Below are 23,345 nucleotides of genomic sequence, written 5' to 3'. Positions count from 1 at the left end.
GCCCCAGCGCAAGCGCGGCGTCAGCTCAGCGGAATGGCGGCTCGTCGAAGCTGCGGAGCTTGCGAGAATGCAGCTGCTCCTTTTGCTGCTTCAAGAGGTCCAGCGCCGCGATGCCGATGGTGAGATGCTCGCCGATGGCGCGCTCATAGAAGGCGTTGGCCGCGCCCGGTAGCTTGATTTCGCCATGCAGCGGCTTGTCGGAGACGCACAGCAGCGTGCCGTAGGGCACCCGCAGCCGGAAGCCCTGCGCCGCGATGGTGCCGCTCTCCATGTCCACCGCGATGGCGCGCGAGAGGTTGATGCGGCGGCGCTCCTGCGTCCAGCGCAGCTCCCAGTTCCGATCGTCGTTGGTCACCACCGTGCCGGTGCGCAGGCGCCGCTTCAGCGCCTCGCCGCGATCGCCCGTCACCTGCGCGGCGGCCTCCTGCAGGGCGACCTGCACCTCGGCCAGCGCCGGGATCGGCACGTCGGTCGGCACCAGCGCGTCGAGGATGCGGTCCTGCCGCAGATAGCCGTGGGCTAGCACGTAGTCGCCGATCATCTGGCTCTGCCGCAACCCGCCGCAATGGCCGACCATGAGCCAGGCCTGTGGCCGCAGCACCGCCAGATGGTCGGTGATGTTCTTGGCGTTGGAGGGGCCGACGCCGATGTTCACCAGCGTGACGCCCATGCCGCCCGGCGCGGTGAGATGGTAGGCCGGCATCTGGAAGCGGTGCCAAGGCGCCTCGGCCACCAGGGCGTCCACGGCCTGCGGCGACATGCCGGGCCGGATCACGCCGCCGCCGGGCAGGATCAGCGAATCGTGCGGGCCCTCGCCCGAGGCCAGCTTCTCGACGCCCCAGCGCACAAACTGGTCGACATAGCGATGATAGTTGGTGAGCAGGATCCAGGGCTGGATGCCGCGCCAGTCCGAACCCGTGTAGTGCACCAGCCGCCGCAGCGAATAGTCGACCCGCACGGCGTCGAACAGGGAGAGCGGCCGCGGCTCGCCCTCGCGGATCTCGAACTGTCCGTCCGCAATTTCGTCGCCCACCGCCGAGAGCAAAGGCGTCGGGAAAAAGCGCGCCAGCTCGGCCGCCGTCACGCCGCCGCGGCCCAGCTCGTCGCCCCGCTCGAACACGTAAGGGTACGGGATCTCCTGGTCGCCGACTCCCACCTCGATGCGCGCGCCGAACTCGCTGGACAGGGGCCGCAACTGCTCCAGCAGGTAGGCGCGAAATGCGCGCGGCTGCGTGATCGTGGTGGCGTAGACGCCCGGGGCCGGAAATTTCGCGAAGGCGCGCCTGTTCGTCGCCGGCACGCCGTCGGGTTCGTAGACGAGGCGCAGCGCCGGATAGCGGAAGGCGAGCCGCTCCTCGGCGGTGGGATGCGCGCCGCCCGACAGGTAGCGCTCGAGCGCATCCCTCAGCGCGCCCGTGGCCGCATCGTAGAGCGCTTCGAGCCGATCCACGGCGGCCTCCGGGGAGGCGACCTGGACGTAGCTCGCGCCGAGCGCGGGGGCGGAGGGAGGGGAAACCGTCAAGACGAACCTCGCTGCAATTCCCCAGCCAGATACGCCGCTGGCCGCGTGCGAGTCAAAGCAAGGCGCGAATTCAGGCTGTCATTCATGTTGATGTTTATCAAATGTTCAACAATCGACTACAATCTGTCTTGGCGCGCAGTTGGTCCCTTATCCATGTTTCAACGTCTCCTTCGCACGTTCACGACGGCCGCCGAGGAGCCGGATGCTTCGGCGCCGGTTGCGATTGCGGTCGCGGCCGAGGTTGCGCCGCCCTCGCCCGTCCACATCGGCACGCGGGTGATCAACCTTTCCGAGCTTTCCGGCCTATCGGCGAGCGACTTCGAGCTGAACGGCGAGCCCGCCGCCATGGCGCTGGTGTTCGTGACGCCGCATGCCGACTTCGGCGCGGTGATGCACGGCCTCAAGCGGATCGCCTCGGCGCGCACCACCCTGCTGGGCGTGTCGACAGCCGGCGAGTTGTGCAGCTCGGGCGCCGCATCCCTGTATCTTCCGGCCGACGGCCCGTGGCGTACCGTGGTGCTGCAGCTCTTCTCGCGCGCCATGATCGCCGAGATCTCGATCGCGGTGGTGGACCTCCACTGCGCCGACATCCGCTCCGGCACGGTCCGCCACACCGAGGCCGAGCGCGTCGCGCTGATCCGCCGCGAGTTGGAGCGCGTGTCCATCCCGTTCGACGTCGACAATCGCGACACGTTCGCGCTGACGCTCGTGGACGGGCTTTCGGCCAGCGAGAGCTTCCTGATGGAGGCCGTGTACCAGAGCGGCCGGTTTCCGTTCCTGTTCGCGGGCGGCTCGGCCGGCGGCACGCTCGACTTCAAGAACACCTGGCTATTCGACGGCGACAAGGTGGTCCAGAACGTTGCCATCCTGGCCTTCGTCAAGACAGCGCCGGACTACCGCTTCGGCCTGCTCAAGACGCACAATTTCCGCCGCACCAATACGAGCTTCCTGGTGCTGGAGTCCGACCTGCCCAAGCGCACCGTCTCGCTGGTTGCCGGCGAGGACCATCTGGAGCCGGCCTCCATAATCGACGCGCTCTGCAAGGCGCTGCGCTGCGACCGGCATGAGCTCACCGTGAAGCTGCGCAAGTGCACGCTCGGCATCGAGCTCGACGGCGAGATGTATGTGCGCTCCATCGCCAACATCGACCTCGACGCCGAAACCATCGCGTTCTTCTGCGACATCGGCCGCGGCGACCGGCTGTGGCTGCTCGAGGCGGAGGACATCGTCCAATCCACCACGGCCGCCTATGCGGAGTTCATGCGCGGCAAGCCGCCCGCCATCGGGGCCATCCTGTCCGACTGCATCTGCCGGCGACTGAACAACGGCCCGGATCTCGCGCGCCTGCGCCTGTTCGACAAGATCCCGACGGCGGGATTCTCCACCTTCGGCGAACTGCTCGGCATCAACATCAACGAAACGCTCTGCGCGCTGGTGTTCTTCCATGCGCCGGCCGGTACGCGCTTCCGCGACAAATATGTCGACGAGCTGCCGGTCCACTACGCGCGCTTCGCCAATTATTTCATGCACCGGCGTGTCGCCCACGCGGACTATCTCGGCCAGGCGCGGCGCCGGCTCATCGACATGCTGAACCACGAGCTGCAGGCCGGCGCCAAGCTGGTGGAGCAGATCAACCTCGTGACCCGCAAGGTCGGCGACCTGTCCAACGACATCGCGAGCGTGGAATCCAAGCTCACCGACACCACGAGCTCGCTCGGCATTTACGAGAAGTCGCGCGCCCAGCTCGACACGGAACTCGGCAAGCTCACTGAGGTGGGCCGCTCCATCGAGGCCGTGCTTAACGTCGTGAAGGGCATCGCCGACCAGACCGCGCTGCTCTCCCTCAACGCCACCATCGAGGCGGCGCGCGCCGGCGAAGCGGGGCGCGGCTTCGCGGTGGTGGCCAACGAGATCCGCAAGCTCTCGGCCGACACCAAGATCGCGCTCGAAAAAGCCGCCTACGGCATGGACCGCAGCGGCGGCGAGGCGATGTCGATCATCCAGAGCGCCGTGGATGCGGTGGGCCGGCAGGTGCAGGACACCTCCAAGACGGTGCGCAACGCGCGCGGCTCCAGCCAGAAGCTCGAAGTGGAGCTGCGCGGCATCCTCGAGGTCGCGGCCTCCCGCTTCGTCGAACTGCGCACCGAGCTCGACAGCTTCAGCGGCTACAACGACCAGGTCGCCCGCCTCTCCCGCGTTGCCTTGCGTCTGGCGGACCTGGACCGGGCTGCGTAAGCGTCGGCTCCTCCGATTGGCGGTTCAAACTCTCCGTCTTCCCCGGCGGCGCGCAGCGCCGGGAAGGGGATCCAGGGGTGCGCGCCTTAGCCCCTGGATCCCCTTCCCGACCTGCTGCGCAGGTCGCCGGGGATGACGGCGGAGAAGACGCGCCAAGCCAAAAAGCTGCCCGTAATCTCCGGGCCACCCTCCCCGTCATTGCGAGCGACAGCGAAGCAATCCAGCTAACGCCAGCCTTTTAGACTGGATTGCTTCGCCTTCGGCTCGCAATGACGGCCAGGCGTTGTCAGCGCGAGAACTTCTTGTACTTGATCCGGTGCGGGATGATGCTGTCGATACCGAGCCGGCGCTTCTTGTCTTCCTCGTAGTCCTGGAAGTTACCCTCGAACCACTCGACGTGGCTCTCGTCCTCGAAGGCCAGGATGTGCGTCGCGATGCGGTCCAGGAAGAAGCGATCATGGCTGATCACCACCGCGCAGCCGGCGAAATCCTCCAGCGCCTCTTCGAGCGCCCGCAGGGTGTCGACGTCGAGGTCGTTGGTGGGCTCGTCGAGCAGCAGCAGGTTGGCGCCGGTCTTCAGCATCTTGGCCAGATGCACGCGGTTGCGCTCGCCGCCCGAGAGCATGCCGACCTTCTTCTGCTGGTCGCCGCCTTTGAAGTTGAAGGCCGCGCAATAGGCGCGTGAATTGATCTCGCGCTTGCCCAGATAGATGATGTCGTTGCCGCCCGAGATCTCCTCCCAGACCGTCTTCTTGTCGTCCAGCGCGTCGCGCGACTGGTCCACGTAGCCGAGCTTCACGCTCTCGCCGATCGTGATCTTGCCGGCGTCCGGCGGCTCCTGGCCGGTCAGCATGCGAAACAGCGTCGTCTTGCCCGCGCCGTTGGGCCCGATGATGCCCACGATGCCGCCAGGCGGCAGCTTGAACGACAGGTCGTCGATCAGCAGGCGGTCGCCGTAGCCCTTCGACAGGTGCTCGAAGTCCACCACGTTGTTGCCCAGGCGCTCGGCCACCGGGATGATGATCTGCGCCGTCGTCGGAGCCTTGTCGTTCTGCTTTGCGACGAGGTCCTCGTAGCGCTGGATACGCGCCTTGGACTTGCTCTGCCGGGCCTTGGGCGAGGCCGAGATCCACTCGCTCTCGCGCTCCAGCGCGCGCTGGCGGGCCTCTTCCTCGCGGCCTTCCTGCATCAGGCGCTTCTGCTTCTGCTTCAGCCAGGACGAGTAGTTGCCCTCGTAAGGGATGCCGCGGCCGCGATCGAGCTCCAGGATCCAGCCCGTGACGTTGTCCAGGAAATAGCGGTCATGGGTGACGATCAGGATCGCGCCCGGATATTCGCGCAGGTGGCCTTCCAGCCAGGCGATGCTCTCGGCGTCGAGATGGTTGGTGGGCTCGTCGAGCAGCAGCAGCTCGGGCTGCGACAGGAGCAGCTGGCACAGCGCCACGCGGCGGCGCTCGCCGCCCGAGAGCTTGGCCACGTCGGCGTCGTCCGGCGGGCAGCGCAGCGCGTCCATGGCCTGGTCGACCTTGCTGTCGAGATCCCACAGGCCCTTGGCCTCGATCTCGTCCTGCAGCCGCATCATCTCGTCGGCGGTCTCGTCCGAGTAGTTCATCGCGAGTTCGTTGTAGCGGTCGAGCACGGCCTTCTGCGGGGCCACGCCTTCCATCACGTTCTCGCGGACGGTCTTGGTGGCGTCGAGCTGCGGCTCTTGCGCCAGGTAGCCGACGCGCGCACCCTCCTGCACGAAGCCGTCGCCGGAAAATTCCTTGTCGATGCCCGCCATGATGCGCAGCAGCGTCGACTTGCCCGAGCCGTTGACGCCGAGCACGCCGATCTTGGCGGTCGGGTAGAAGGACAGGTGGACGTTGTCGAGGACCTTCTTGCCGCCCGGGTAGGACTTGGTCAGGCCCTGCATGTGATAGACGTATTGATAGGAGGCCATGACCCGCCCTTCCGCTCTTCGCCGCCGCAATGGGATTGCGGCGTATCTAGCGATTGTCGCGGGCTCCGGCAAGGGAAACGCCGCCGTCACGGCGCCGCGCAAGCCGCCTGCGCCAGGCGCGCCGGAACCCCGGCCCCTCCCCGCCCATTGAGCCATCGGCCCACAGGAGGATCAGCCGATGACCCGCGACCAAGCCCCCGCCCCCGGCGAAATGGGCGGCGCCCTCAACCAGAACCAGCAATCCGACGCCAACCAGAACTCGGAGACGCCCGGCGGCAAGTCGCAAAAGGGCCCGCCCGCCCACCAGGGCCCGGTCGGCGGCGGCAAGGAGAACGCCGAGATGCGCCGCCGCGGAGCCGGCGTCGACACCGCCGACGACCGCGTGAAGGGCTGGCGGGACTGAGAAGCCGGCCGAAGGCTCGTCGTAACCCCTCGATACCCTCATCCTGAGGAGCAGGCCCCCTCGGGCCTGCGTCTCGAAGGACGAGGGCTCCAGCGCGCTCAACCATGGTTGCGGACTGGGCTCCCTCGTCCTTCGAGACCTATCGCCAGCGGCGATGGTCCTCAGGATGGGGGATTATTGGCCTGAAGCCCGTCGCCTCAGGCGGCCGGCGAGCCCTTTTCTTCTTCCTCAAAGGTCACCGCCACGGCGGCGTTGGCCGACAGGCGCACCTTGTCGCCTTCGACGTCTGCGACGAGGCCGAGCGACACATAGTGGTGGTGCCCCTTGTGCGCGCCCTCGCCGCTGTCCTGCTTGGTCAGCTTGATGCGCTGGCCGTCGACCCGGTCGACGGTGCCGACATGCGCCCCGTCGGCGCCGATCACTTCCATGTGCTCTTTGATCTGGCTCGCATTCATCGTGGGATCTCCGTTGGAGGTTGCGGGCGACAACGCCCGACCCGCCGCGAAGATGCGTCCCGATCGCAAGCAACAAACCACCGCAGGGATTGCGCCCCGCGCCCCGAATCCGTACCACTGCGGCCGGGGGCCTGTAGCTCAATGGTTAGAGCCGACCGCTCATAACGGTCTGGTTGCAGGTTCGAGTCCTGCCGGGCCCACCACGCCTCCTCGGACGCACCGCACGGAGAGGCCTTAAGCCTCAGGCGTATTCGGGTCTCGCCGGCGTAAAGACGTCCAGGTTCAGCACCGCCTCGTCGCCGATGACCTCGCCCCAGTGCTCGACGTTGGGCGGCACCACGAGAAGCTGGCCCGGGCCCAGGATGTGCTCCTCGCCGCCCACCACGAAGCGGATCCGGCCCGCCAGGATGTAGGCGATCTGCTCGTTTGGATGCGAATGGGGCTTCGGCTCATGGCCGGGCTGGAGCCGATGCAGCGCCACCGTGGCGCCGTCGCCCGTGAAGCCCTTGCGCTCGACGCCGGGACGCACCGGCGTCCACGGGATGTCGTTCCAGTTGATCGTGGGGATGCTCATCGGCCGATCTCCGTTGGTGTGACGCCTACTTGGCTGCGCCCAGGATGCCGCCCGGACGCAGGAACAGGAACACGAGCAGCATCGAGAGCGCCGCCACGTTCTTCAGGCCGGACCCCAGCGCCGCGATGGCGCCCGCCTGCACGAGCCCGAGCAGCAATCCGCCCAGAAAGGCCCCGAGCGGCCGACCGAACCCGCCCACGATTGCGGCGATGAAGCCCGAGATCGCGAACGGCACGCCGACATTGAACGCCGTGTATTGCGTCGGGGTGATCAGGATGCCCGCCGTGGCCCCGAGCGCCGCGCTGAGCGCAAAGGACAACGCCAGCATGCGCTTCACCGGGATGCCCTGCAGGGCCGCCGCCTCGCGGTCGATCGAGCACGCCCGCATGGCCTTGCCGGCCAGCGTGTAGCGGAAGAAGGCCGTCAGGGCCGCGATCACGAGCGCCGACGCGCCGAGGATCCAGAGCAGCTGGACGCTGATCGCGACGCGCCCCAGCATCAGCGGCGGCACGTCGGTGAACACCGGCAGCGTGCGCGGCTGGTCGCCGGCCGCAAGCAGCGTGGCGCGCTCCACCACGATCTGGGCCGCGAGCGTCGCCAGGATCATGACGAACATCGTCGCGTTGCGGTCCCACAGCGGGCGCACGACGAGGCGCTCCAGCAGCATCCCCATGGCGGCCACGACCACGATGGCGACCGCGGCGGCCGGCAGCAGCGGCACGCCGTAGCGCATCAGCAGCAGCTGCGTCAGCATCCCGCCCAGCATCACGAACGCGCCCTGGGCGAAGTTCACGATGCCGCTCGCGTTGTAGATCACGCAAAAGCCGATGCCGATGAGCCCGTAGATGCAGCCCGTGCCGAGGCCGCTCACCAGCACCTGGGCGATGTAGGTCGGATCAGACATCGGCGATCTCCACTCCACCCAGATAGGCGGCGATCACCGCCGGGTGGGCGCGCACCTCGGCCGGGGCGCCTTCCGCGATCTTGCGGCCGAAATCGAGCACCACGACCCGATCGGCGACGTTCATCACCAGCGACATGTCGTGCTCGATCAGCAGCACCGTGACGCCCTGGTCCGCGATGGTGCGGATCACGGCGGCGAGGCGCTTCGACTCGGCCGCGTCCAGCCCGGCGGCGGGTTCATCGAGCAGCACGAGCCTGGGGCCCGCAGCCAGCGCCCGTGCGACTTCGAGCAGGCGCTGCTGGCCATAGGAAAGCACCTTGGCGGGCTGGTCGGCGACGTCCAGCAGGCCGACCAGCGCCAGCAACTCGCGGGCGCGCGCCGAGACGGTGGCCTCCTCGCGCCGGGTGGAGCCCGGGCGAAACACCGCAGCCAGCAGGCCGCTGCGGGTCTGCAGATGCTGGCCGACCTTGACGTTGTCGAGCGTCGTCAGGTCCGGAAAGAGCTGCACGAGTTGGAACGTGCGCACGAGCCCCTTGGCGGCGAGCCTGTCCGGCCGCATGCCGACGATGTCCTCGCCTTCGAACAGGATGCGGCCCTGGTCGGGCGTCAGGAAGCCGGAGACAAGGCTGAACAGCGTCGTCTTGCCCGCCCCGTTGGGGCCGATCACGGCGGTGACGCCCTTGGCGGGCACGTCGAAGCTGACGTCGCCCGTGGCGGTGACGCCGCCGAAACGCTTGGTGACGCCCTGGACGCTGAGGCGGGTCATAGGTCGGCGCTCCGCGGGCGGGCCTTGGCCCGGTCGAACAGCGAGGCCAAGCCGCGCGGCGCATAGATGAGGATCACGATCAGGGCCGCCCCATAGGCGAGATCCTGGTAGTCCTTGAAGCCGCGGAACACCTCCGGCATCAGGCTGACGATCAGCGCGCCGACCAGCGGCCCGGCGACGCTGCCGACGCCGCCCACATACAGCATCGTGAAGCCGAGGATCACCATGTGCAGGCCGAACACCTCGGGGCTCACATAGCCGACCACGTGCACGAACAGGCACCCGGCCAGCGCCGCGAACGCGGCCGACACCAGGAAGGCGAGCAGCTTGGTGCGGGCGACGTCGACGCCCAGCGCCAGCGCCCCGTTCTCGCTCGCGCCGAGCGCCAGAAAGGCCCGGCCCATGCGCGAGTCGCGAATGCGCGCCGAGATGAAGGTCGACGCCAGCACGATGGCGACCAGCAAGGCGAGCTGGCCGCGATCCGACGTCACCTCGTAGGAGCCGACGCCAAGCGGCGGGATGCCCGAAATGCCGAGATAGCCCTGCGTGACCGACTGCCACTCCACCGCGATCTCGTAGGTGATCAGGCCGATCGCCAGCGTGCCCATCGCCAGGTAGTGGCCCTTGAGGCGCAGCGTCGGATAGCCGATCACCAAGGCGAGCAGCACCGCGGCCGCCACCCCCGCCCCCATGGCGGGCACGACCGGCCACCCGTAGTTCGTGGTCAGCACCGCCGACATGTAGCCGCCCACCGCCGCAAAGGCGTTCTGGCCGAACGAGACCTGGTTGGTGTAGCCCATGAACAGGTTCAGGCCCGTCACGAACACCGCGTAGACGAGTGCGAAGCCGATCACGGTCGCCGGATAGCCTCCGGCCACGAAGCCATAGCCCACGAAGAGCGCCGAAAGGCCCCATGGCAGCAGGCGAAGCGCGCTGCGCCAGTCAGGTGAAGTAGTACTGCGCAAGGTCTTCATGGCTCGTGATCTGATCGGCGTCCAGGCTGGCCGCGATGCGGCCAAGGGAAAGCACATACACGCGGGTGGCCATCTTGAGCGCCGCCGGGGCCTTCTGCTCGACGAGCAGGATGGGCAGCCCCTCGTCGCGCAGGGTCGCGAGCTTCTCGAAGATCTCGGCCGTGATGCGAGGCGCGAGGCCCAGCGACGGTTCGTCGAGAAGCAGGATCTTGGGGTCGCCCATCAGGGCGCGCCCGATGGCGAGCATCTGCTGCTCGCCTCCGGACATCGAGCCCCCGAGCTGCGCCCGGCGCTCGCCGAGACGGGGAAAAAGCTCCAGCACGCGCGCCAGCCGGCGCTCGAACTCGGGCTTGTCGCGGCCCAGCCGGTAGGCGCCGAGCTGCAGGTTCTCCTCCACGGTCATCGGGCCGAAGATGCCGCGCCCCTCGGGCACCAGCACGACGCCGCGCGCGCTCACCGCCACGGCGTCGCCGCGGGGCAGCGGCTTGCCCTGGAACATCACCTGCCCGGTGGTCGACGTCAGCCCCAGGATGGCGCGCAGCAGGGTCGATTTCCCGGCCCCGTTGGGGCCGAGAATGGCGACGAGTTCACCCGTCCGGACCCGGATGTCCGTCGGGGCGAGGACGCGCACGTGCCCGTAGCGGGCCGTGAGCGCCTGCGTCTCGAGGATCGCGTCGCCGGGCGCGCTCGCCAGGGTCATTGAACGACCTTCACCTTGCCGTCGCTGATCGTCGCGATGAAGAACGGGTTCTTGGTCAGGCCCTGATGCACGGTGGCGCTCATGTCGTAGACGCCGGTCGTGCCCTGGAAGCCGCTCAGCGTCTCCAGCGCGTCGCGCACCGCCGGTCCCTCGACCGACTTCGCCTTCTCGATCGCCGCCACGGTGAGCATCACGCCGTCCCAGCCGCGCGAGGCCCAGTTCGGGTCGCGGTCCTGGAACTTGGCCTTCCAAGGCTCCAGGAACTTGCCGATCTCGCTCTTCAGCGGGCCGGCCGGCAGGCCCTCGTAGACCTGCGACGGCGAGGCCACGAACAGGAACTTGTCGCCCAGCACCTCGGCCACCGGCTTGAACACCGCGATGTCCTCCAGGCTAGTGAGCATCAAGAGGTCGCCGCCGAGCTGCTTGATGTTCTTGGCCGCCGTCAGGGTCGTGCCGCCGAGGCCGATCTTCAGGATCGCCTTGGCGCCGGCCGCCTTCATCTTGGCGATCTGGACGGAGAGGTCCGCATCGTCCTGCTTGTACTGCTCGACGCCCACGACCTCGATGCCGTAGTCGGCCGCCGACTTCTCGGCCGCCGCCTTCTGCAGGTTGGCGTAAGGGGTCGGGTCATGCAGCACGCCGATCTTTTTGACGTCGGTCTTTTCCTTCAGATATTCGAGACGCTTGGTCACCTCGAAGCCGGCCGGCGGCAGGGTCGTGTAGGCCCACTTCACCTGGTCGGGCTGCTGCGGCAGGATCGAGCACAGCACCATCGGCACCTGCGCGCGCACCACGAGGCCGGCGGCCGCGAAGTTGCCGGCCGAGACGCAGCCGCTGATGAAGATATTGACCTTGTCGGACGTCAGCATCTTTCGATAGACGGTGACGGCCTCCTGCGGCTCGGACCGGTTGTCCTCGACCACCACCTCGACCTTGCGGCCCGCGACGCCGCCCTTGGCGTTCACGGCCGCGACCGCGAGCTCCACGCCGTCACGCCAGGCGCGGTCGACCGTCGCCGCGTAGCCGGTAAGCCCGGCCGAGATGCCGATCTTGTAGGGCTCCTGCGCCAGCGCAGGCCCGCTGGCGACGACGCCGAGCGCCAGGCCGATCGCGGCCATTCTCATCGTGTTGGACATTGTTTCCCTCCCGTTTTTTGTTTCGCGGACGCCCGTTTAGTCGGGCGATCCGAACCCTCCACCGCCGGGCGTCTCCAGCAGCACGACGTCGCCGGCCTGCATGGTGAGCTTGCGCGGCTCGCTGACGTCACGGCCATTGATCTGGAAGCGACCGGCCTTGCCGGGCATGCCTCCGCCCACACCGTCCGGCCCGCTGTCGAGGCGGCTCGGCACGGCGTTCAGCAGCCATGGCTGGTCGGTCAGCATCCTGAACTGGATGATCTGCCCGTCGCCGCCACGCGAGTGGCCGGCGCCGCCGGAGCCCTGGCGCAGCTCCTTGCGCTCGAACACGATCGGCATGGCGGCTTCCAGGATCTCGATTGGCACGGCTGCCACGCCTGTGGGGTAGCAGGTCGCGCTCGGGCCGGGCTTCGTGGCGCGCGCGCCCATGCCGCCGGAGTAGTTGAACATCGAGGATGTGAAGGGCTCGCCATCCGGCTTCTTGCCCTGGATCTGGATGGTCCACACCGCGCCCGATCCCTCGGCCAGCACGCGCTCGGGCATCACCTGGTGCAGCGCCTTCAGGATCGGCATCGGCACATACATGCCCACCACATGCCGGGCGTTCACCGGCGCGGGGTATTTGCAGTTCACGATGGAGCCGAGCGGCGCCTTGATCTCGATGGGCGCGAGGCTGCCGGTGTTATTGGGCAGCTCCGGGTTGAGGCAGCTGCGGATCGCGAAGGTCGAGTAGGCGTGCGTGTAGTTCAGCACCACGTTGATGCCCATCGGCACCTGCATGGTGGAGCCCTCGAAGTCGACCGTGATCCCGCCCTTCTCGGCGTCGATCGTGACCGCGGTCTTCAGCGTGATCACCTGGCCGCCCGGCACGTCGAACTGGCTCTCGCCATGGTAGACGCCCGGCTTCAGCTTGCGGATGGCCTCGCGCGTGGCGTCTTCCGAGCGCTGGATGATCTCGTCCGACAGCGCCTCGATGTCGTCGATGCCGTGGCGGCGGCACAGCGCGATCAGGTGCTCGGCGGCGGCGTGCCCGCTCGACACCTGCGCGGCGAGATCGCCGAACACCGCGTCCGGCGTGCGCACGTTGCGGCCGATGATGGCGTGCAGCACCGGATTGGGGACACCGCGCTTATAGAGCTTCAGCGGCGGGATCCAGAGCCCCTCCTCATGGACGTCGCGCGCGCCGGCCCCGATGCCGTAGCCGCTGATGTCCGTGTGGTGGATGGTTGAGCCGATATAGGCGATCAGCCGCTTGCCGTCATAGATCGGCGTCAGGATGGTGATGTCGAAGAAGTGGCCGGCCGACAGCCACGGATCGTTTGTGATCAGCACGTCGCCCGGCTCGCATTTTCCTTCGAACAGCCGCACCAGATGCGCGCCCGCGAAGGCCAGCGAGTTGATATGGCCGGGCGTGCCCGTGTTGGCCTGCGCCACCATGCGGCCGCGCAGGTCGAACAGCGCGCAGGCGAGGTCGCCCGCCTCACGCACGATGGGGCTGAAGGCGATGCGCTGGAGCGCCTTGGAGCGCTCCGTCACGATGCCGATGAGGTTGGACCAGAGAATTTCGAGTTCGACGCCGTCCATCGGTTTATCCCTTCGTGGCGACGATGCAGCCGAGGCTGTCGATGACGGCGACCCAGCCGGGCGGCAGGGCGGTGGTGGTTTCGCGCTCCTCGATGATCGCCGGGCCGGTGATCGACTGGCCCACGGCGAGGTCGGCGCGATTGTAGACAGGCGTGTTCTGGCTGTCTGCCCAAGCGTGGACGAGACGGTGGCGGCGCGGCTCGCCGGGCGATGAGCCCGCCTTGGGAATGGCCTTGACGCCGACCAGCGGCCCACGCGCGGTCACCCGCCAGGTGACGATCTCGACCGGCACATGCGAGGGGTTCATGCCGTAGAGCGTGCGGTAGGCTTCGGTGAACCGGCGCTCGACATCGGCGAGGTCGCGCCCGGCGCGCGGGTCCTCGGCGAATGTCACAGCCACCTCGTGCTGCTGGCCGACATAGCGCATGTCCGCGCCGAAGCTGAAGCTCACGTCCCCGGGCGCGCAACCAGCCTCGCCCAGAGCCGCGGTCGCCTCTGCGGTGAGCTCGTTGAGAATGCCGTCGACGCGGCTCCAGTCGAGCTCGCCCAGCCGCCCGAGATCGCTGCGCACGAGGTCGAGCCGGACCGGCGTTACCAGCGTGCCGAAGGCCGACAGCACGCTCGACTGCGGCGGAACGATCACGCTGGTGCTCTGCAGCAGGCTCGCGACCTCGCAGGCGTGGAGCGGACCCGCGCCCCCGAAGGCGAACAGCGGCAATCCGCGATAATCGACGCCGCGATCGGTCGCGTGGGTGCGCGCCGCCGACGCCATCGCCTCGGTGACCACCCGGAACACGCCGCGCGCGGCCTCCACCGGGGTGACGTGCAGCTTGTCGGCCAGCGCCGCCATGGCGCGCTCGGTCGCCGGTAGGTCGAGCCGCATGTCGCCGCCGAGGAAGTTCTCGGCGTCGATGAGGCCCAGCATCAGGTCGGCGTCCGTGACCGTGACGTTCTGGCCGCCGCGCCCGTAGCAGGCGGGACCCGGCTGCGAGCCGGCGCTGTGCGGGCCAACCTTCAGGAGCCCCAGCGCATCCACATGCGCGATGGAGCCGCCGCCGGCCCCGATCTCGATCATGTCGATGGACGGCACCGTCACCGGAAGGCCGCTGCCTTCCTTGAAGCGGTAGCGCCGGTCCACCTCGAACAGCCCGGTGACGAGCGGCTGGCGATCCTCGATCAGGCAGGCCTTGGCGGTCGTGCCGCCCATGTCGAACGACATCAGCCGGTCGACGCCCAGCAGCTCGGCGTAGTGGCAGGCCGCCAGCGCGCCGGCGGCCGGGCCGCTCTCGATCATCCGGACGGGGTTGCGCCCCGCCGTCTCGGCCCCGACCACGCCGCCCGAGCTCAGCATGATCAGCGGCGTGTTGGCGAAGCCCTCGCGGCCCAGGCGCTCGGACAGCCGGCGCAGATAGGGCTGCGAGATCGGCATCGCGTAGGCGTTCACCGTGGTGGTCGACGCCCGCGGATATTCGCGGATCTGCGGCGCCACGTCGGACGAGCAGCAGATGAAGAGATCCGGCAGCGCCTCGCGCAGGCCGGCGACCACCAGCCGCTCGTTCTGGGCATTGGCGAAGCTGTTGAGGAAGCACACCGCCAGCGCCTTGGCGCCGCTCGCCGCCACCTGCTCGACCAGCGTGGCGATGGCGGCTTGCGTGGGCTCAAGCGTGACTCGGCCGTCCGCCAGCGTCCGCTCCGCGACCCCGAAGGTGAGCTCGGCCGGCACCAGCGGCTCAGGGAACTCGATCTGCGGGTCGTACATCTCGTAGCGGTGCTCGTTGCGGATGAAGAGCACGTCGCCGAAACCCTCGGTGGTCACCAGCGCGGTGGGCTGGCCCTTGCGCTCGATCAGGGCGTTGGTCACCACCGTGGTGGCGTGCACCACGACGCCGCCGACGTCGGACGGCTGGACGCCGGCCTTGGCCAGCACCGCGTGGACGCCGCCGAAGAAGCCTTCCAGCAGGTCATGGTGGGTGGTGAGCGTCTTGTCGACGGTCAGCGCGCCGCCGTCATGGCGCAGCACGATGTCGGTGAATGTGCCGCCGATGTCGACAGCGAGCGAGTACGTCATGGGGTTACTCTCTCCAGCCCAAGGCCCGCGAAATGCGTCTCGCGGTCCCGACGACCGCCTCGACCTGCGTGTCGGCAGGGTCGGCGGGGATGAATTGCTTGGCTCCGACGATCGCGATGGACGCGACGAGGCGGCCCTGATGGTCGTAGACCGGCGCCGCGATGGTGTTGACGCCGCTGATCACCTCGTCCGGCGCCGTGGACCAGCCGCGCGCGCGGACCTTCGCGACATCGCGCTCCAGCGTCTGCGGATCCGTGATGGTCTCGGGCGTCCAAGCCGGGAGCGGCTCCCGGCGCACGGCCTCGAGCAGCGTGGCCGGGCCGAAGGCGAGCCAGATCTTGCCGTGCGCGCTGGCGTGCATCGCGAGCCGCGTTCCGGGCCGGGTCGCGAACTCGATCACGGTGCGGCCTTGGGTGAGCTCCAGCACCACGACGTCGCCGTCCACCAGGGCGCAGATCGTCACCGCCTGGCCGGTGAGGTCGCGCAACTGGATTAGCTCGGGCCGGGCCGTGGTGACGATGTCGAACCGGCTGCGGCAAGCCTCGCCGAGCACCATCAGCTTCACGCCGACGTCGTAGCGGCCCGTGGCCGGGTCCTGCCGGACGAAGCCCCGGCTCGCCAGGCCCCGCAGGTGCCGATGAACGGTGGCCTTGGACGCGCCGAACTCGGTCGCGATGGCGGCGAGCGTGGTCGGGCCGCTCTGATAGGCCAGGAACTCGACGATCCGCAGCGCCAGATCCAGCGTGCTCGTCGCGCCTGCCATGGGCCTGTCCAGGACGTCGTTCATTTCCAACCCTGAGCGTTTCAAATAGTGAAACGCTGTTTCATTATTTCAAACAGTGCTGGAACTTCGCGGCGTCGTCAACCATCATGTCGGTTGTGTCGACACAGTGGGTCGAGCCGCTCGCCGGAACGCCCGCGACGCGAGAAGCACCGGGCGCTCGGCCAAAGGCACGATGCGCAACAAGGGGAGAAGGACGCCATGAACCTCGCCGCGATGATCCGGGACGTGGCCCGCCGCCAGCCCGACGCCCCGGCGGTGACGGACGGGCCGATCACGCACAGCTACGCGACCTTCGTGGACAGGGCCGCCCGCATCGGCGCCGCCCTGGGCGCGCGCGGGCTCGTTCCCGGCGACCGCGTCGTACTCGCGATGGAGAATTGCGGCGAGTTCCTTGAGTTGCTCGTCGCCTGCTGGACGGCGGGCCTCTGCGTCGTGCCGGTGAACGCCAAGCTGCACCCCCGCGAGGTCGAGCACATCGTCCGCGACTCCGGCGCGCGCTTCGCCTTCACGACCCCGGGCCTCGCCGAGAGCCTGGCGCCCCTCCCCTCGCAGGCAGAGACGCTGGAAGCTCTGATCTGCACCCGCACGCCGGACTACGCAAAGCTGCTCGAAGCCGGCCCGCGCGCCGTTCACGCCGGCGACGCCGAGGAGCGGGCCTGGATCTTCTACACCAGCGGAACCACCGGCCGGCCGAAGGGCGCGATCCTGAGCCACCGCAACCTGCTCTTCATGAGCTATTCCTACTACGCCGACATCGACGCGCTCGACGCCCGCGACGTGAAGCTGCACACGGCGCCGCTCTCGCATGCGTCGGGCCTGTTCGCCCTGCCGCACTTGCTCAGGGGCGGCCACCAGGTCGTGCTGCCCGGCTTCGACATCGAGGCCATCGCGGACGCGCTCACGCGGTACCGGAACGTCACCATGTGGGCGGCCCCCACCATGCTGACGCGGTTGGTCCACAGCCCCCTCGCGGCGTCGCTCAGGACCGAGAGCATCAAGACGATCTATTACGGCGGCGGCCCGATGTACGTCGCCGACCTCCAGCGCGCCCTGGCGATCTTCGGGCCTCGGCTCTACCAGATCTACGGCCAGGGCGAGTCGCCCATGACCATCGCCGGGCTCGCGAAGGCCATGCACGACCCCGCCGGCGCGCCCGACGATCTGCGCACCTGCGGGGTCGCCCGGACAGGCGTGCTGGTGCGGGTGGTGGACGACAACGACCAGGACCTGCCCCCAGGCGAGATCGGCGAGGTCGTCACCCGCAGCGACTGCATGATGCAGGGCTACTGGAACAACCCGGCCGCGAGCGCCGAGGCCCTGCGCGGCGGCTGGCTGCACACGGGCGATCTCGGCAGCATGGACGAGCGCGGCTTCCTGACCCTGCGCGACCGGTCCAAGGACATGATCATCAGCGGCGGCAGCAACATCTATCCTCGCGAGATCGAGGAGGTGCTGCTGCGCCATCCGGGCGTGCTGGAGGTCTCGGCGGTGGGCCGGCCGCACCCCGAATGGGGCGAGGAGGTGGTCGCGTTCGTGGTCGCCAGCCCCGGCGAAAGCGTCGACCCGGCTGCCCTGGACGCCCTGTGCCTCGACAACATCGCGCGCTTCAAACGCCCGAAGAGCTACGAGTTCGTCGAGGCGCTGCCCAAGAACAACTACGGCAAGGTGCTGAAGACCGAGCTGCGCGAGCGCATCAAGACGTGACGGGCAGGCGCGCCGACCGCGCTCTAGCGCCAAGGCGCCACGGCGCCACGCTGCCGAACGTCGCGGCTCGAAAGGCCAAGCTTGGGCGCTGCGCCACCCTTTAGGCGTATTGCGCCCCCGGCGCGTTGCCCGTACACCTGAGGCATCGCAAGGACCCGGTGAAATCCCGGGTGGCTCTTCCGGCCGCCGATCCGCCGGACAACGCAAAAATGTCCGAGACTGAGCTGTCGCCCGAGTAGCGCCACTGTCTGACTGTTGCGGTCTTCCAAATCCTGTAGCCGGTGAGAACGGTCCGTCGTGACCACTCCTCATGCGGTGACTCACTGGATTGATGCTCTGCCGACCCGCGCCGCGGATCGGGGGATCATCAGGACATAGCGGTTCTCGTGGACGAGACCTGAGCGACGCTTCGTCTCCAGCGAAAGCTGTGTGAGCGATGATGAGTGTTGAACCAATGGTCCGCCGTGAGGCGGCCGAAACTGTCCGTGGCCACGGACTTCCCCCCATCGTGGTCTGCCCGGCGTGCCACGGCGCGCTTTTGGGCGGAGACGCGGACTTCCGCTGCACGGGTTGCGGAACGAATTATCCCCAAGCCAACGGCCAGCCCGACCTGCGACTGCGGAGCCAGATCGACAGAACGGTGCATTACAGCCCGGACGCCACGGGCGCCTCGAAGCTCATCGACGAGATCCCGCTCGACAACGCCGGCGCGGGCGAATCCGTGTCGGACCTGCATTTCACGCCCGACCTCGCCTACGGCAACCGGCTGACTGCGCCTTTGGTCAGCCACTTTCCCCGCGCGTCCCGCGAAGGCGAGAGGATGCTCGACCTCGGCTGCGGCAACCGCAATTTCGAGGAGATCTGCCGCAAGGTGACGGGGTTCGACTACCTCGGCGTCGATTATGACGGCGACAAGCCGGACCTGCTCGCCGACGCGCATGCGCTCCCGTTCAGCGATAGCGCCTTTGCGTTCGTGCTCTCGATCGCCGTTCTGGAGCACCTCGCCTTTCCGGACATCGCCGTGAGCGAAGCCTTCCGGGTGCTCCAGCCGGGCGGCATGTTCATCGGGACGGTCGCGTTCCTCGAGCCCTTCCACATGAACAGCCACTATCACATGACCCATCTCGGCCTGCAGGCGGTGCTGAGCCGGGCGGGCTTCGACGTGGTCGCGATCGCGCCCAATCACGACTGGAGCGGATCGCGCGCGCAGGCCGAGATGGCGCTCTATCCAGGCATGCCGCCGCGCCTGCAGCAGGCTGTCGCGGCGGCGCCGAACTGGATCAGCCGGTTGTGCTGGGCGGCGAAGCGTCAGCTCAAGGGAACGGCGGACGCCTCCGACCTGCTCCGGATCACCCGGAACGCCGGCGGCTTCCGCTTCGTGGCGCGCAGGCCCGCCACGGCGCTGAACTGAGGCGCCCTCACCCCAGCCACCCCCGCACGCGCTCCACGACCTTGGGCGTGGAAATCCCGTAGCGGTCGTGCAGAGTCGGCAGCGCGCCCGCGTCCAGAAAGGCGTCGGGCAGCGCGATCTGCCTGAACGCCGCCGGGATCACGCCGGCGCGCAGCAGCACGCCCGCCACGGCTTCGCCGAGCCCACCCACGATCGTGTGGTTTTCGGCGACGACCATCAGCCGCCCGGTGCGGCCCGCGACCTCCAGCAGCGTCGCTTCGTCCAGCGGCTTGATCGTCGGAACATGGGTCACGCCGACGTCGACGCCGTCCCGGGCCAGCAGCGTCGCGGCTTCCAGGGCCCGCATGGTCATGAGGCCGGTGGAGACGATCATGCAGTCGCGGCCGTCGCGCAGCACCTTGGCCCTGCCGAGCTCGAAGCGGTAGCCGTACTCGTCCAGCACCAGCGGAACATTGCCGCGCAGCAGGCGCATATAGACCGGGCCGGGGTGGTCCGCGATCGCCACCGTGGCCTGCTCGATCTCGTGCGCGTCGCAGGGGTCGATGATCGTCATGTTCGGCAGGCCGCGGAAGATCGCCAGGTCCTCGGTGGCCTGGTGGCTCGGCCCGTAGCCGGTGGTCAGCCCCGGCAGGGCGCAGACGATCTTCACGTCGAGGTTTTCCTCCGCGATCGCCATGCAGATGAAGTCATAGGCGCGGCGCGACGCGAACACCGCATAGGTGGTCACAAAGGGCTGGAAACCCTCGCGCGCCATGCCGGCGGCCGCGCCCATCAGGAGCTGCTCTGCCATGCCCATCTGGTAGAAGCGGTCCGGATGCGCCTTCGCGAAGACATGCAGGTCCGTGTACTTGCTCAGGTCCGCCGTCATGCCGACGATCTGCGGCCGCGATTGCGCCAGCGCGGCCAGCGCCTCGCCAAAGGGTGCGGGCTTCGTCCGCTGGTCCGGCCCCGCGATGGAGGCGATCATCGCGGAGGTCTTGGCCCGCCCGCCTTCGGGCGCGGGCTCGCGCACCGGGCGCTCATATTTGGAACGGCGCATCAGGGCCTCCCGGCTTCGAGCACGTCCAGCGCCTGCGCCCATTCGTCGGGCTCCACGCGAAGGAAATGGTTGCGCTCGCGCGCTTCCAGAAAGGGCACGCCCTTCGCCATCTTGGTGTCGCAGATGATGACGCGCGGGCGCGGCTCGTCGAGGTTGCGGGCGGCGTCGAAGGCCGCCACCAGCGCCTCGATGTCGTTGCCGTCCACGCGCTGCGCATGCCAGCCGAAGGCCTCGAACTTCGGCAGCAGTGGCTCGAAGTTCAAGACGCCCTTGGAGGGCCCGTCGGCCTGCATGTTGTTGACGTCGACAATGCCGATCAGGTTGTCGAGCTTCCAGCTCCCGGCCGACATCGCCGCCTCCCAGACCGAGCCCTCGTCGAGCTCGCCGTCCGAAAACAGCGTGTATACGAAGGAGCGCGAGCGCTTGCGCTTCAGCCCGAGCGCCATGCCGACCGCGACGCTGAGCCCCTGGCCGAGCGAGCCGCCCGTGATCTCCATGCCGGGCGTATAGGCGGCCATGCCGCTCATCGGCAGGCGGCTGTCGTCCGAGCCGTAGCTGTCGAGCTCGTCCTCGGGCAGCACGCCGGCCTCGATCAGCGCCGCATAAAGCGCGATGGCGTAATGGCCGATGGACAGGAGAAAGCGGTCGCGCCCCTCCCAGGCCGGGTCCTCCGGCCGGTGGTTCAGGGCGTGAAAATAGGACACGGCGAGCACGTCCGAGATGCCGAGCGCCTGCGCGATGTAGCCCTGCCCCTGCACCTCGCCCATGCGCAGCGCGTGGCGGCGGATGCGCCAGGCGCGCTCGGCTAGCGAGAGATTGGCGCGCGCCGCGCCCGGGTCGTCAGTTGGCGTCATGGCGAGACCTTTCAGTGGATCAGCATTCCGCCGTTCACGTCGATCACCGCGCCGGTGACATAGGCGGAGAGGTCGGAGGCCAGGAACAGGTAGATCCCGGCGACGTCGCGGGCCTCGCCCAGCCGCCCCAGCGGGATGCCCTTGATGATGTCCGCCCGCATGGCCTCGGTGAGCTTGTCGCCCGTGATGTCGGTCTGCACCAGCCCGGGCGCGACGCAGTTCACCCGGATGTTGTCCGGCCCGAGCTCGCGCGCCATCGCCTTGGCGAGGCCGAGCACGCCCGCCTTGGCGGCCGAGTAATGCGGGCCGCCGAAGATGCCGCCGCCGCGCTGCGCCGACACGGACGACATGCACACGATGGAGCCGGCCCGCCGCTCGCGCATGTGCGGGATCACGGCCTGGCTGAGGTTCAGCACGCCCGTGAGATTGACGTCCAGGATGCGCCGCCAGCTGGCCTCATCGATCTCCATGGTGCGCACCGGCTGGGTCACGCCGGCGTTGTTGAGCAGGATGTCGACCTGCCCGAAAGCCGCCAGCGTCTGCGCGATCGCGGCCTTGCACGCCTGCGCGTCCGTGACGTCGCAGCCGACGCCGAGATGCCCCTCGCCCAGCGACGCCGCCGCCTCGGCCGCCCCCGCCGCGTCCACGTCGAGGATCGCCACCCGCGCCCCATGCTCGGCGAACAGCCGCGCCGTCGCGAGCCCGATCCCACGCCGCCCCGCCGCCCCCGAAATCACGGCGGTCTTTCCCCCCAGCAGCATCGTTCCCTCCGGCGTTTTGGCGAGTATGGAGGACCAACCGCCACGCGGGCAACGCCTAAGCCGCACGGAATTCCGCCACCTTGGGTCTGGCCGCCAACTTCCCGAAAGTCGTCATTTCAGTTGCTATTGAGCTCGAGTCTCTCCGTCATCCCCGGCGGCGCGAAGCGCCGGGAAGGGGATCCAGGGCAGCCGCGCCCATGGCCCCTGGATCCCCTTCCCGACCTGCTGCGCAGGTCGCCGGGGATGACGGCTCGAAAGCTGAAGTCATCACTCGACACATCGCGAATGAGCAGTGTTGGCGAAACTCAGCCCCGCGGCGTCTCGCCCACCTTGGGCGGCAGCGGAAACAGCGTCGCGAAGCGTTCGAACAGGGCGCGGTCGCCTTCCACCCGCAGGGCGCCCTGCGCTTCCAGCGCGGCGAGCGGGACCTGGCCGTAGACGACGGCCGCGACGGCGGTGGGCTCGCCGGTGAGCACGGCGGCTCCCTCGCCGGCGGGTCCGCGGTTCGCCGCGATGCGGCCGTCAGCCACCACCACCAGGAATTCCTCGTCACGCAGCCGAAAGCCGATCCGCGCCGTAAGCCCGTCGGCCCGAGCCGCGTCGAACATGGTGCGGAACGACAGCATCAGCGACGTGGCGCTCAGCGGCAGCGACGGATCGTGCAGGGGCGAGCGCGTCGCCCAGCGCCCAAGGGACTGCACGATGGGCTCCGCCTCGTAGCCCCAGGGCGTCAGTTCGTAGACCTGCGCGGCGGCAGGCGGCGGCAGCTTGCGCCGCAGAACGAGGCCGGAGGCTTCCAGCCCTTCGAGGCGCTGCGTCAGCACGTTGGCGCTGATGCCCGGCAGGTCGGCCCGCAGGTCGCTGAAGCGCTTGGGGCCGAGCATGAGCTCGCGCATCACCAGCAGCGCCCAGCGCTCGCCAACCAGCTCCAGCCCATGCGCGGTGCCGCACGCGTCGTCATAGGTGCGCCGGGCGGGACGAGGCTGTTCAGTTATTTTTTCTAACTTCATGGTTGTTTTTTATAACACGTTCGGCTACTGGTCGCAAATGCTCCCCGAGAGGAGCCATGGAGGATCCCCCCGATGCCCAAGATGATCTTCGTGAACCTGCCCGTCGCGGACCTCGCCAAGGCGACCGCCTTCTACGAGGCGATCGGCGCCACCAAAAACGAGATGTTCAGCGACCACACGGCCGCCTGCCTGGTGTTTTCCGACACGATCCACGCCATGCTGCTGACGCACGACAAGTATCGCCAGTTCACCTCCAAGGCGATCGCGGACGCGCGCTCCACGAGCGAAGTCCTGATCTGCCTCTCGGCCGACAGCCGCCAGGAGGTGGACGATGCGGTGGCCAAGGCCGCCGGCGCCGGCGGAAAGCCCGATCCCAGCGCCGTCCAGGACCACGGCTTCATGTATGGCCGCTCTTTCGAGGACCCGGACGGCCACGGCTGGGAGATCATGTGGATGGACCTGGAGGCCTGCAAGACCGCCATGGCCCCGGCCGAAGCCGCGCAGATCTGAGGAGCGCCC

21 protein-coding genes, 1 tRNA gene and 1 other annotated feature are annotated in these 23,345 nt (G+C 68.6%); of the genes, 6 read left to right on the top strand and 16 right to left on the bottom strand.

Features of this window, described 5'->3' with window-relative positions; all coding sequences use genetic code 11:
- Nucleotides 1-25: 25 nt before the first annotated feature.
- Entirely contained in the window at nucleotides 26-1,522 is a 1,497-nt protein-coding gene (locus tag AC1DSZ_RS08870; RefSeq protein WP_476838014.1) for an AMP nucleosidase, read from the bottom strand.
- 153 nt (nucleotides 1,523-1,675) lie between these two features.
- On the opposite strand from AC1DSZ_RS08870, the gene AC1DSZ_RS08865 reads away from it, so the two are divergent.
- On the top strand, nucleotides 1,676-3,757 hold the full coding sequence (locus AC1DSZ_RS08865; protein ID WP_476838013.1) for an FIST N-terminal domain-containing protein: 2,082 nt from the start codon (nucleotides 1,676-1,678) through the stop codon (nucleotides 3,755-3,757).
- Nucleotides 3,758-4,043: 286 nt separating this feature from the next.
- Here AC1DSZ_RS08865 and ettA read toward each other — a convergent pair whose 3' ends face one another.
- Nucleotides 4,044-5,699, bottom strand: coding sequence for an energy-dependent translational throttle protein EttA (ettA, locus tag AC1DSZ_RS08860; protein WP_476838012.1), 1,656 nt, complete (start codon nucleotides 5,697-5,699; stop codon nucleotides 4,044-4,046).
- Between the two features lie 178 nt (nucleotides 5,700-5,877).
- On the opposite strand from ettA, the gene AC1DSZ_RS08855 reads away from it, so the two are divergent.
- A complete protein-coding gene (locus AC1DSZ_RS08855; protein ID WP_476838011.1) occupies nucleotides 5,878-6,102 on the top strand; it encodes a hypothetical protein in 225 nt (74 codons plus the stop codon).
- Nucleotides 6,103-6,299: 197 nt separating this feature from the next.
- Here AC1DSZ_RS08855 and AC1DSZ_RS08850 read toward each other — a convergent pair whose 3' ends face one another.
- Nucleotides 6,300-6,557: a DUF2171 domain-containing protein gene (locus tag AC1DSZ_RS08850; protein ID WP_476838010.1), complete on the bottom strand. Its 258-nt coding sequence runs from the start codon at nucleotides 6,555-6,557 to the stop codon at nucleotides 6,300-6,302.
- A 127-nt stretch (nucleotides 6,558-6,684) separates the two neighbouring features.
- Between AC1DSZ_RS08850 and AC1DSZ_RS08845 the strand changes: the two genes are divergently transcribed.
- A tRNA-Ile gene (locus AC1DSZ_RS08845) sits at nucleotides 6,685-6,760 on the top strand.
- A 38-nt stretch (nucleotides 6,761-6,798) separates the two neighbouring features.
- On the opposite strand, the gene AC1DSZ_RS08840 is transcribed toward AC1DSZ_RS08845, so the two are convergent.
- Genes AC1DSZ_RS08840 through AC1DSZ_RS08800 form a run of 9 tightly spaced genes read right to left on the bottom strand, consistent with a single transcriptional unit; the run spans nucleotide 6,799 to nucleotide 16,026 of the window.
- Entirely contained in the window at nucleotides 6,799-7,131 is a 333-nt protein-coding gene (locus tag AC1DSZ_RS08840) for a cupin domain-containing protein (protein ID WP_188519146.1), read from the bottom strand.
- Nucleotides 7,132-7,156: 25 nt separating this feature from the next.
- Entirely contained in the window at nucleotides 7,157-8,035 is an 879-nt protein-coding gene (locus tag AC1DSZ_RS08835; protein ID WP_476838009.1) for a branched-chain amino acid ABC transporter permease, read from the bottom strand.
- Nucleotides 8,028-8,801: an ABC transporter ATP-binding protein gene (locus AC1DSZ_RS08830; RefSeq protein ID WP_476838008.1), complete on the bottom strand. Its 774-nt coding sequence runs from the start codon at nucleotides 8,799-8,801 to the stop codon at nucleotides 8,028-8,030. Before AC1DSZ_RS08830 ends, AC1DSZ_RS08835 begins: the two co-directional genes overlap by 8 nt.
- Nucleotides 8,798-9,775 carry a branched-chain amino acid ABC transporter permease gene (locus AC1DSZ_RS08825; protein WP_476838007.1) on the bottom strand — a complete coding sequence of 326 codons (978 nt, stop codon included), beginning with the start codon at nucleotides 9,773-9,775 and terminating at the stop codon, nucleotides 8,798-8,800. The genes AC1DSZ_RS08830 and AC1DSZ_RS08825 overlap by 4 nt, the downstream gene beginning before the upstream one ends.
- Complete coding sequence (locus AC1DSZ_RS08820) at nucleotides 9,744-10,475, bottom strand: ABC transporter ATP-binding protein (protein ID WP_476838006.1); 732 nt, start codon at nucleotides 10,473-10,475, stop codon at nucleotides 9,744-9,746. Before AC1DSZ_RS08820 ends, AC1DSZ_RS08825 begins: the two co-directional genes overlap by 32 nt.
- Nucleotides 10,472-11,611: an ABC transporter substrate-binding protein gene (locus AC1DSZ_RS08815; protein WP_476838005.1), complete on the bottom strand. Its 1,140-nt coding sequence runs from the start codon at nucleotides 11,609-11,611 to the stop codon at nucleotides 10,472-10,474. Before AC1DSZ_RS08815 ends, AC1DSZ_RS08820 begins: the two co-directional genes overlap by 4 nt.
- A 36-nt stretch (nucleotides 11,612-11,647) precedes the next feature.
- Nucleotides 11,648-13,195, bottom strand: coding sequence for a hydantoinase B/oxoprolinase family protein (locus tag AC1DSZ_RS08810; protein WP_476838004.1), 1,548 nt, complete (start codon nucleotides 13,193-13,195; stop codon nucleotides 11,648-11,650).
- 4 nt (nucleotides 13,196-13,199) lie between these two features.
- Nucleotides 13,200-15,263 carry a hydantoinase/oxoprolinase family protein gene (locus AC1DSZ_RS08805; RefSeq protein ID WP_476838003.1) on the bottom strand — a complete coding sequence of 688 codons (2,064 nt, stop codon included), beginning with the start codon at nucleotides 15,261-15,263 and terminating at the stop codon, nucleotides 13,200-13,202.
- Nucleotides 15,264-15,267: 4 nt separating this feature from the next.
- Complete coding sequence (locus tag AC1DSZ_RS08800; protein WP_476838002.1) at nucleotides 15,268-16,026, bottom strand: IclR family transcriptional regulator; 759 nt, start codon at nucleotides 16,024-16,026, stop codon at nucleotides 15,268-15,270.
- 219 nt (nucleotides 16,027-16,245) lie between these two features.
- Here AC1DSZ_RS08800 and AC1DSZ_RS08795 point away from each other — a divergent pair, with 219 nt between their 5' ends.
- Complete coding sequence (locus AC1DSZ_RS08795) at nucleotides 16,246-17,751, top strand: class I adenylate-forming enzyme family protein (RefSeq protein ID WP_476838001.1); 1,506 nt, start codon at nucleotides 16,246-16,248, stop codon at nucleotides 17,749-17,751.
- 148 nt (nucleotides 17,752-17,899) lie between these two features.
- Nucleotides 17,900-17,955, top strand: a sequence feature (sul1 is cis-regulatory element that is thought to sense ions involved in sulfur or methionine metabolism; They are found in Alphaproteobacteria).
- Nucleotides 17,956-18,190: 235 nt separating this feature from the next.
- Nucleotides 18,191-19,162, top strand: coding sequence for a methyltransferase domain-containing protein (locus tag AC1DSZ_RS08790; RefSeq protein ID WP_476838000.1), 972 nt, complete (start codon nucleotides 18,191-18,193; stop codon nucleotides 19,160-19,162).
- A 7-nt stretch (nucleotides 19,163-19,169) separates the two neighbouring features.
- On the opposite strand, the gene AC1DSZ_RS08785 is transcribed toward AC1DSZ_RS08790, so the two are convergent.
- The 4 genes from AC1DSZ_RS08785 to AC1DSZ_RS08770 all read right to left on the bottom strand — a co-directional run bounded on the left by AC1DSZ_RS08785 (nucleotide 19,170) and on the right by AC1DSZ_RS08770 (nucleotide 22,826).
- Nucleotides 19,170-20,201 carry a transketolase family protein gene (locus AC1DSZ_RS08785; protein ID WP_476837999.1) on the bottom strand — a complete coding sequence of 344 codons (1,032 nt, stop codon included), beginning with the start codon at nucleotides 20,199-20,201 and terminating at the stop codon, nucleotides 19,170-19,172.
- On the bottom strand, nucleotides 20,201-21,055 hold the full coding sequence (locus AC1DSZ_RS08780) for a transketolase (RefSeq protein WP_476837998.1): 855 nt from the start codon (nucleotides 21,053-21,055) through the stop codon (nucleotides 20,201-20,203). Before AC1DSZ_RS08780 ends, AC1DSZ_RS08785 begins: the two co-directional genes overlap by 1 nt.
- A gap of 11 nt (nucleotides 21,056-21,066) precedes the next feature.
- A complete protein-coding gene (locus AC1DSZ_RS08775; protein WP_476837997.1) occupies nucleotides 21,067-21,816 on the bottom strand; it encodes an SDR family NAD(P)-dependent oxidoreductase in 750 nt (249 codons plus the stop codon).
- A 305-nt stretch (nucleotides 21,817-22,121) separates the two neighbouring features.
- On the bottom strand, nucleotides 22,122-22,826 hold the full coding sequence (locus AC1DSZ_RS08770; RefSeq protein WP_476837996.1) for a winged helix-turn-helix transcriptional regulator: 705 nt from the start codon (nucleotides 22,824-22,826) through the stop codon (nucleotides 22,122-22,124).
- A 72-nt stretch (nucleotides 22,827-22,898) separates the two neighbouring features.
- Here AC1DSZ_RS08770 and AC1DSZ_RS08765 point away from each other — a divergent pair, with 72 nt between their 5' ends.
- A complete protein-coding gene (locus AC1DSZ_RS08765; protein WP_476837995.1) occupies nucleotides 22,899-23,336 on the top strand; it encodes a VOC family protein in 438 nt (145 codons plus the stop codon).
- The last annotated feature ends 9 nt before the right edge of the window (nucleotides 23,337-23,345 follow it).

Source organism: Alsobacter sp. P4_H11, from assembly GCF_056400925.1.
The sequence above is the reverse complement of the archived record's forward strand: the minus strand, read 5'-3'. Positions and strand labels throughout refer to the sequence as shown.

Bases quoted from the DNA above. Each gene is read 5' to 3' on its own strand.
- AC1DSZ_RS08840 (WP_188519146.1), bottom strand. From the start codon at position 7,131: ATGAGCATCCCCACGATCAACTGGAACGACATCCCGTGGACGCCGGTG.
- AC1DSZ_RS08765 (WP_476837995.1), top strand. From the start codon at position 22,899: ATGCCCAAGATGATCTTCGTGAACCTGCCCGTCGCGGACCTCGCCAAG.
- AC1DSZ_RS08795 (WP_476838001.1), top strand. From the start codon at position 16,246: ATGAACCTCGCCGCGATGATCCGGGACGTGGCCCGCCGCCAGCCCGAC.
- AC1DSZ_RS08800 (WP_476838002.1), bottom strand. From the start codon at position 16,026: ATGGCAGGCGCGACGAGCACGCTGGATCTGGCGCTGCGGATCGTCGAG.
- AC1DSZ_RS08825 (WP_476838007.1), bottom strand. From the start codon at position 9,775: ATGAAGACCTTGCGCAGTACTACTTCACCTGACTGGCGCAGCGCGCTT.
- AC1DSZ_RS08780 (WP_476837998.1), bottom strand. From the start codon at position 21,055: ATGACGCCAACTGACGACCCGGGCGCGGCGCGCGCCAATCTCTCGCTA.
- AC1DSZ_RS08835 (WP_476838009.1), bottom strand. From the start codon at position 8,035: ATGTCTGATCCGACCTACATCGCCCAGGTGCTGGTGAGCGGCCTCGGC.
- AC1DSZ_RS08775 (WP_476837997.1), bottom strand. From the start codon at position 21,816: ATGCTGCTGGGGGGAAAGACCGCCGTGATTTCGGGGGCGGCGGGGCGG.
- AC1DSZ_RS08810 (WP_476838004.1), bottom strand. From the start codon at position 13,195: ATGGACGGCGTCGAACTCGAAATTCTCTGGTCCAACCTCATCGGCATC.
- AC1DSZ_RS08815 (WP_476838005.1), bottom strand. From the start codon at position 11,611: ATGTCCAACACGATGAGAATGGCCGCGATCGGCCTGGCGCTCGGCGTC.
- AC1DSZ_RS08865 (WP_476838013.1), top strand. From the start codon at position 1,676: ATGTTTCAACGTCTCCTTCGCACGTTCACGACGGCCGCCGAGGAGCCG.
- AC1DSZ_RS08770 (WP_476837996.1), bottom strand. From the start codon at position 22,826: ATGAAGTTAGAAAAAATAACTGAACAGCCTCGTCCCGCCCGGCGCACC.
- ettA (WP_476838012.1), bottom strand. From the start codon at position 5,699: ATGGCCTCCTATCAATACGTCTATCACATGCAGGGCCTGACCAAGTCC.
- AC1DSZ_RS08855 (WP_476838011.1), top strand. From the start codon at position 5,878: ATGACCCGCGACCAAGCCCCCGCCCCCGGCGAAATGGGCGGCGCCCTC.
- AC1DSZ_RS08805 (WP_476838003.1), bottom strand. From the start codon at position 15,263: ATGACGTACTCGCTCGCTGTCGACATCGGCGGCACATTCACCGACATC.
- AC1DSZ_RS08790 (WP_476838000.1), top strand. From the start codon at position 18,191: ATGAGTGTTGAACCAATGGTCCGCCGTGAGGCGGCCGAAACTGTCCGT.
- AC1DSZ_RS08785 (WP_476837999.1), bottom strand. From the start codon at position 20,201: ATGCGCCGTTCCAAATATGAGCGCCCGGTGCGCGAGCCCGCGCCCGAA.
- AC1DSZ_RS08850 (WP_476838010.1), bottom strand. From the start codon at position 6,557: ATGAATGCGAGCCAGATCAAAGAGCACATGGAAGTGATCGGCGCCGAC.
- AC1DSZ_RS08830 (WP_476838008.1), bottom strand. From the start codon at position 8,801: ATGACCCGCCTCAGCGTCCAGGGCGTCACCAAGCGTTTCGGCGGCGTC.
- AC1DSZ_RS08820 (WP_476838006.1), bottom strand. From the start codon at position 10,475: ATGACCCTGGCGAGCGCGCCCGGCGACGCGATCCTCGAGACGCAGGCG.